General features: G+C 38.9%; 7 protein-coding genes, 6 tRNA genes and 1 pseudogene. 2 read left to right on the top strand and 12 right to left on the bottom strand.

Features of this window, described 5'->3' with window-relative positions; genetic code table 11:
* Positions 1–118 precede the first annotated feature (118 nt).
* Positions 119–268 (bottom strand): 50S ribosomal protein L33, encoded by a 150-nt coding sequence (gene rpmG / locus IEX94_RS15445; protein WP_021291115.1) that lies wholly within the window; start codon positions 266–268, stop codon positions 119–121.
* 175 nt (positions 269–443) lie between these two features.
* Between rpmG and IEX94_RS15440 the strand changes: the two genes are divergently transcribed.
* A complete protein-coding gene (locus IEX94_RS15440; RefSeq protein WP_156856789.1) occupies positions 444–671 on the top strand; it encodes a hypothetical protein in 228 nt (75 codons plus the stop codon).
* A gap of 28 nt (positions 672–699) precedes the next feature.
* Complete coding sequence (locus IEX94_RS15435) at positions 700–1,317, top strand: MltG/YceG/YrrL family protein (protein ID WP_188858742.1); 618 nt, start codon at positions 700–702, stop codon at positions 1,315–1,317.
* Positions 1,318–1,489: 172 nt separating this feature from the next.
* Here IEX94_RS15435 and phoU read toward each other — a convergent pair whose 3' ends face one another.
* The 11 genes and pseudogenes from phoU to IEX94_RS15380 all read right to left on the bottom strand — a co-directional run.
* Positions 1,490–2,146, bottom strand: a complete 657-nt coding sequence (phoU, locus tag IEX94_RS15430) for a phosphate signaling complex protein PhoU (RefSeq protein WP_188858697.1) — start codon at positions 2,144–2,146, stop codon at positions 1,490–1,492.
* A 117-nt stretch (positions 2,147–2,263) separates the two neighbouring features.
* Positions 2,264–4,411 (bottom strand): peptidoglycan D,D-transpeptidase FtsI family protein, encoded by a 2,148-nt coding sequence (locus IEX94_RS15425; protein WP_156856792.1) that lies wholly within the window; start codon positions 4,409–4,411, stop codon positions 2,264–2,266.
* 175 nt (positions 4,412–4,586) lie between these two features.
* Positions 4,587–5,198, bottom strand: coding sequence for a superoxide dismutase SodA (gene sodA / locus IEX94_RS15420; protein WP_156856793.1), 612 nt, complete (start codon positions 5,196–5,198; stop codon positions 4,587–4,589).
* Positions 5,199–5,373: 175 nt separating this feature from the next.
* Positions 5,374–5,449, bottom strand: a tRNA-Phe gene (locus IEX94_RS15415).
* Positions 5,450–5,661: 212 nt separating this feature from the next.
* Positions 5,662–5,754: transfer RNA gene (locus tag IEX94_RS15410), tRNA-Ser, on the bottom strand.
* Positions 5,755–5,775: 21 nt separating this feature from the next.
* Positions 5,776–5,852 (bottom strand) — tRNA-Ile (locus IEX94_RS15405).
* An 18-nt stretch (positions 5,853–5,870) separates the two neighbouring features.
* Positions 5,871–5,946, bottom strand: a tRNA-His gene (locus IEX94_RS15400).
* A gap of 79 nt (positions 5,947–6,025) precedes the next feature.
* Positions 6,026–6,099 (bottom strand) — tRNA-Met (locus IEX94_RS15395).
* 1 nt (position 6,100) lies between these two features.
* Positions 6,101–6,175 (bottom strand) — tRNA-Asn (locus IEX94_RS15390).
* Positions 6,176–6,570: 395 nt separating this feature from the next.
* A pseudogene (locus IEX94_RS20160) lies at positions 6,571–6,747 on the bottom strand (topology modulation protein); the annotation flags it as partial.
* Positions 6,748–6,797: 50 nt separating this feature from the next.
* Positions 6,798–7,003: PhoU domain-containing protein (locus IEX94_RS15380; RefSeq protein WP_188858693.1), on the bottom strand; the 206-nt coding region annotated here is incomplete at its 5' end.

Here is a 7,003-nt window from a genome sequence, read left to right as displayed (position 1 = left end):
AGAGCGCCTTAATTAGTGAAAGAGCAGACACTTACGCTGTATGAAAGCATTCAGTAGCTATTAACCTTATATAAAATAAATAAAGCTCTCATCCGAGGATAAGAGCTTTATTATTGTTTTATTTAGTTTCACGGTGTAAAGTGTGTTTTTTAAGACGTGGACTATATTTCATAAGCTCAATACGTTCAGGATTTGTACGCTTGTTTTTCGTAGTAATATAGTTACGATCTCCTGTTTCTGTACAAGCTAACGTGATATTAACGCGCATGATTTTCCCTCCAAACTTTTCAAACTATCTTTAAGAATACATAAGCAATTTTATTAGACCTTTATTATAATAACAGATGTTGCAAAAAGATTCAACAATTCTCTAGGTAATTTTAAGGTTTTCATGACACACATAATATGATATAACTAATATGTGGTTAAAGGGAGGGAAATAAATGATAATTGCGATTGTAACCATACTCATTATCGGTCTGGTCTTGTTCATCCTGTCTTATTTTATGAATGATCGATTGGAAGAGCTGGAAAGTCAAGTCGAACAGCTTTCGATTACTTCTATGCAGGATACATACCAAATGAAGAAGAAAATTAAAATACTAGAAGAAGAATTGCTCCCAGGAAATATTAATCAATCCTCCAGTTCGGAGTTTAAGGAACAATCTTGATTACTAGACGCCAGAAAAGGAGTTAAGCATGAAACATACACTACGCGCATTCTCAGTTGGCTTGATTACTACCGGATTGATTTTACTTGCTGTGTTTTATTTATTTGGTTATGGCAATGAAAGTGCAGCAGAAGATACAACAGAAGAATTGATAGAGAAAATTGAAGAAAAAGGATTACGCGTTATTTCTGAAGAAGACTATATTAGCTTTACTTTAGGTAATAAAGAGAAAAATGATGATGAAACGGATGTAGCTGAGTCTGATGAAGAGGATGCTAAGGAATCCAAAGAAGAAAAAGAAAAAGCTAATGATGATAAAGCTGATGGAGATAAAGCCGCAAAAGAAGATAAAGAAAAGGATAAGAATAAAGAAAAAGCTGCTGACGATAAGAAAAAGGAAAAGCAGAAAGATGAAAAGCCTAAAAAGAAAGATAAGAATTCCCCTGTAGTCATTACAGTTGAACCAGGAATGGCAACTTCATATATTAGCGATATTCTTGAAGAAGAAGGACTTATCGACGATGCAGCATCTTTTAACAAATACTTGATTGATAACGACTATTCTTTACGTGTTCAAATGGGTAAACATGAACTAGAACGTGGTTTATCCGAATACGAAATAGCCGAACGTTTGACATCAAATTAAAAAACCAGTGCCTACTATTGGAGGCGCTGGTTTTTTAATTCGATTTTGTTTCTAGAAATCTGGCAAAAATGATACTTCGTAGTGCGCCCATGCACCTTTGAAGCTCGTTGGCTCACTTTTTCCGCTCCACATGTACCTTGCTGACGCAGACTCATTTTCGACACACTATTAATCAATTAAGGTTATAATTTTTTCCTTTAACTAAGTAGAGTATGCTTTCCCCTATATTTGTAATATGGTCGGCGAAGCGTTCTAAGTAGCGGGCACAAAACGCTACTTGCATAATATATTGGATTTTATCCGGATTTGTTGCTGTTTCTCCAAGCAGCTCGCTAACAATATGCTTATACATCTTATCTACTTTATCATCTGTTTCCGCTAATTTCTCAGCAACGGTAATATCTTCATATTTAAAAGCATGCATCGATGTTTTCAACATATCCATTGCAATTTCATGCATTTGCCGCAGACCTTCCGGAATAGTAGAAAGATTCTTATCTAAATGGATTGTTGCTTTTGCAATATTTTTAGCATTATCGCCCATTCTTTCGATATCGGTTACTACGCGGAGAGCAATAATAATCTGCCGTAGATCGGTTGCTACCGGTTGTTGTTTTGCAATCAGCAGCACCGATTTTTCATTTATTTCTCTTTCCAATTCATCAATTTGTTTATCTTCTTCAAGGATTTCTTTCGCTTGTTCCAAGTCTTGATTAATTAATGAATCGACAGCTTTCGACAATGCCTCGCCGGATAAGTTCGCCATTTTAATGACTTCTTCTTTCAACTGCTCTAATTCACTTTGAAACTGCTCACGTGTCGGGCTCATCCAATCTCCTCCAAACTATCTTCAATCCATTGCTAGACGTATGAATTGTATAGCTTAAGTATACCGGAAGATTGTTAAATGAGTGTTAAATTATTGTGTAAATAATATTGAGCTTTTTTACGATTCTCCATCTTCTGCCGCTTCTTCAGCATCGCCATCATCCTGCTCTTCTTGCATTTCGAAGTACGTATCAAGAATACGCTCGGCAATCCGGTTGGCGACATTCCCATCTTCTCTTGCATTAATGCCGATATTTGGAACCAGTACTGCAAAAGCAACTTCTGGGTTATCCATTGGAGCATAACCGATGATCGCACGGTTGATTGTATCATACCCTACCCCATCGACATAAACCGTATTCTCCGCTGTTCCCGTCTTACCTACAGCATTATAATCTTTCCCTGCAAAGTTACTATAAGCCGTACCGCGCTGCACTTGGAATGCTTGCCTAAAGCCTTCCTGCACTCGAGCAATTTCCGATTCGCTCGCTTGAATTTGATTCAAGTACTCTGTATTTATCGATTTATAAAGTGGACCTAATTCCTTCTTGGAAGCGATTGGTTCTCGTATCTCTTTTACGAAATGCGGGCGCACACGGTAACCATCATTAGCGATAGTCGAAACGTATTGAGCTAATTGAAGAGTTGTATACGTATCGTACTGGCCGATTGCATAGTTCATCAGTAGACCAACGTCATTTTTAGACTGACCAAGTACCCCTGTTGATTCAGATGGAAAATCTATACCTGTGGGAGCACCTAAACCAAATTGAAGGAAATAATTTCGCATTTCCTGCCATGCCGCAAGATCCATTGATGAACTCGCCCCATTTGGAAATGGAGTACGATAATCCCCCGCCATTCGTAGAGCAATATAGAACATATATATGTTCGATGATTCTTTCAATGCTTTGATATCATCTGCCAAACCAATTGTGCTTGATAAGGATCGTTTTTCTGGGGTGCCCGCTATTTTGATAGGCCTGTCATTAAAAATTTGCCCTGGACTAATAACACCTGAATGCAATCCCGCTAATACAGTAGCACCTTTTACAACCGAACCCGGTCGATGAGCATCATGCAATGTGTGATGCGGACTATAACTAAATGTCCCTTCCTTATGATCGTATGTTTTCCCGGCTACTGAAATTAATTCTCCTGTTTTCGGATCCATCACAACTGCTAGTGCATCGTTTAAGTAACGGTTATTATAAGGGTCTAATTGAATTGCCTTTCTTAACTCTTCCTCCAGAATCTCATCTACCTTTTCTTGGAATTCCATATCAATCGTTAGGATGAGATCCTTCCCTCTCTCACCCTTAACAAGGGTCTTGGAATCGATGATAGCACCTGATTTCGTCGTTGTATATTCAATTTTTTCTTTTGTACCCCTAAGAACATCTTCATACTGCTGTTCTAATCCACTTCTGCCAACCCGGTCATTTCTACTGTAGCCTCGTGACATGAAATATTGCATATTTTCTGCTGGGATCCCGGTTTGATGGGTACTGATACTTCCTAGAAGACTTCGAATTGTAGAGCCATACATATACTCACGATCCCAGTCTGTTGTTGCATTGATTCCTGGCAATTGGTCGAGATTTTCTGAGACGAGTGCATATTCTTCCGGTGTAACATCCTCATTTTTAATAATTTGCGGCGTTAAGGAGTAAGCTTTATCCAGTTCTTTTTTTATCCGGATCACTTCGAGTTCTTCTTTTGTAAAATTATTATCTGCCACATGCTCATCTGGAATGGATTTTAAAACCTCTTGGTAAATTTCTGCGTTGGACATGTCCTTCGTTTTTTCTTCCGGTAACAAGTCCTCGTATGTTTCTTCCCTTTCATCAGCTGATTTACCTTCGTTTTTTGCCAAATCTTTCAGATAGACATATTCGCGCTTATCCCGATCTGTTATTTTGTTAAGCTCTTCTTTGCTGTCCATCGAAATAAACTTCGCTAACTTTTCCGCGAGGTCTAAACGATCCTGTGGCTGCACACCTTTGGGAGGTGTATACGTAATGGAATATAGCGCCTTATTATCAACAACTAAATTTTCATTTCTGTCATATATTTTTCCCCGAGGTACCGGGATTTTAGTCGTATCTTGAATCGTTTTGTCAATTTCCTCTTGGAATTCTTCTCCATTCAGGATTTGCACGACACCTAGTTGAAAAATCAGCATTGAAAATAATAAGAACACGATGAAAAAGATTATATTTGTTCGAAAGGGAAGCTGTGCTCTTTTTTTCTTTTTTTCCTTCATTATACGCCCCCTCATTTTTCGTAATGCTGAAATATCTGCTCTTATATTCTACCATAAAACATTATGTATTTCGTTATTTATTAGCAATTTATCGTTGTTAAGTCAGGGTGAAGTCCATTAAGACAAAAGAAAAACGTGAAGATTGATTTTCTTCACGTTTTCTGTAATGGAATAATTATTTTGCTTCGTTATAGCGCTTAGCAACTTCATCCCAGTTTACTACATCCCAGAAGGAATCAATGTAATCAGGGCGCTTGTTTTGATATCTCAAGTAGTAAGCATGCTCCCAAACGTCTAATCCTAAAATAGGAGTCTTACCTTCCATTAATGGAGAGTCTTGGTTTGGCGTACTTGTGATTTCAAGTTCGCCGTTATCAACTACTAGCCATGCCCAACCTGAACCGAAACGGCCAGTCGCTGCAGTTTTGAATTCTTCTTTAAATTTGTCGAAACTGCCAAATTTAGCATTGATTTTATCCGCTAATTCGCCAGTCGGTTCTCCGCCTCCGTTTGGTGACAAGATTTCCCAAAACAGGCTATGGTTAGCATGTCCCCCACCATTATTGCGAACAGCGGTACGGATGCTTTCAGGTACAGCGTCAAGGTTACTGATTAGCTCTTCCAGTGATTTCTCCTGTAAGTCAGCATGACCCTCTAATGCGTTATTAAGGTTTGTAACGTACGTGTTGTGGTGTTTCGTATGGTGAATGTTCATCGTCTCTTTGTCAATAGACTTTTCCAATGCATCATATGCATATGGTAATTCTGGTAGTTCAAATTTTGCCATAAAAATCTTCCTCCCTTAATATTATCTTACCTGTAATTGTAGATTATCAAAGCTTTATATTTGTTGCAAATTTTATGCTTCATAGAAAGTAAATCTTTTATTTTATACTAAGGAGGATCGAGTCACACAAAGATGAAGACATTAAAAAAACAAGCATGTTTGCTTGTTTGGACAATGGTGGCTCGGAACGGAATCGAACCGCCGACACACGGATTTTCAGTCCGTTGCTCTACCGACTGAGCTACCGAGCCATATGATGTGGTCGTTTTCTTTTAAGTGTGTCTATTTCTTACTATGCTTCGAAGCATAGTCAACGAAGAAGTTGCTCGTCGTGTTGCAAGCTGATTCGGTGAAGTTGCACTCTTCGCATAGCTACAATGGAGTAGTTCGAGAATGTTTACGCTATGCTCTACCGACTGAGCTACCGAGCCTATTTTTTCTATTTATTTACAAGATATGTAAATGGAGGAGGTAGAGGGATTCGAACCCCCGCGCGGTTTGACCCGCCTCTCGGTTTTCAAGACCGACCCCTTCAGCCAGACTTGGGTATACCTCCAACTATTAAACTTAAACAAAATGGTGGACCCTGCAGGATTCGAACCTGCGACCGATCGGTTATGAGCCGATAGCTCTAACCAACTGAGCTAAGGGTCCGTTCATATGATATATTGATGGGGCGATCGGTGGGGATCGAACCCACGGATGCCGGAGCCACAATCCGGTGCGTTAACCACTTCGCCACGACCGCCATCGGTAAAAGATGTAGCTCTGCACATTTCATGATTTAAATGGGTTACAGTGTACAGCTTGCACACTGTAACCTAGTATAGCGGCGGAGGGGATCGAACCCACGACCTCACGGGTATGAACCGTACGCTCTCGCCAGCTGAGCTACGCCGCCATGGCTCCACAGGTAGGATTCGAACCTACGACCGATCGGTTAACAGCCGATTGCTCTACCACTGAGCTACTGTGGAATAAATTGCTGTGGATTAACCAACAAGATATAATTTACCATGTCCTAGAAAAAATGTCAACACTTTTATTGCCCTTTTGCAATACTTTTTCTTCAAAGAAATTTTTTGATGAATTGTTCGTGTTCATTCGACATTAAGTTTACAAGTCATAGGTTTTCATTATACAACATTCTATTCGAAAATGCATTTATTTTAACGAACTTGTTTACTTTAATTTAAATTCTTTGCCTAATATAGTATGCCCTTCATTCCACAGTTGAAATCACGGGTATTCAGGTGAGGGATATACAGCCCGTAAATACCTGATTCTGTTCAGCTAACATTCAGTGGGGGAGGGAAGGAAACCCCCACTGAATGAAGTTTCACTTTATAACCGCAGAAAGGACAGGAATATTTCATAATACTTCTCCTTCCAAGTTTTCTATAAAGCGTTTCACTTCTTTTGGCGAATGTAAAATAATAACCTTCTTTTCTTCGGACAACTTTTCTAATTTATTTATTGTTGCTGGCCTTCTCGTCTGCGGATATTTCCAAATCCATTTCAAAAATGCAGGATCAAATCTTTCTTCACAGCTTTATCAATTGAAAAGGGGAAAGAAATTATTTCTTTCCCCTCAATAATTTATTGTTGTTCTAAAATTTCTTCTACAATATTAACCGCATGGTCGCCGATACGCTCTAAGTTACTTAAAATATCGACAAAAACAATTCCCGCAGACGCAGTACATAATCCTTCATTCACTCGGATAATATGTCGCTTCCGGTATTTTCTTTCCATCTGTGTAAAGCTCCACATTGTTCCATCTAAAACACTTGCTAATTGTTCAA

The organism is Oceanobacillus indicireducens, assembly GCF_014647195.1.
In the GTDB taxonomy this organism is placed as follows: domain Bacteria; phylum Bacillota; class Bacilli; order Bacillales; family Amphibacillaceae; genus Oceanobacillus; species Oceanobacillus indicireducens.
The sequence above is the reverse complement of the archived record's forward strand: the minus strand, read 5'-3'. Positions and strand labels throughout refer to the sequence as shown.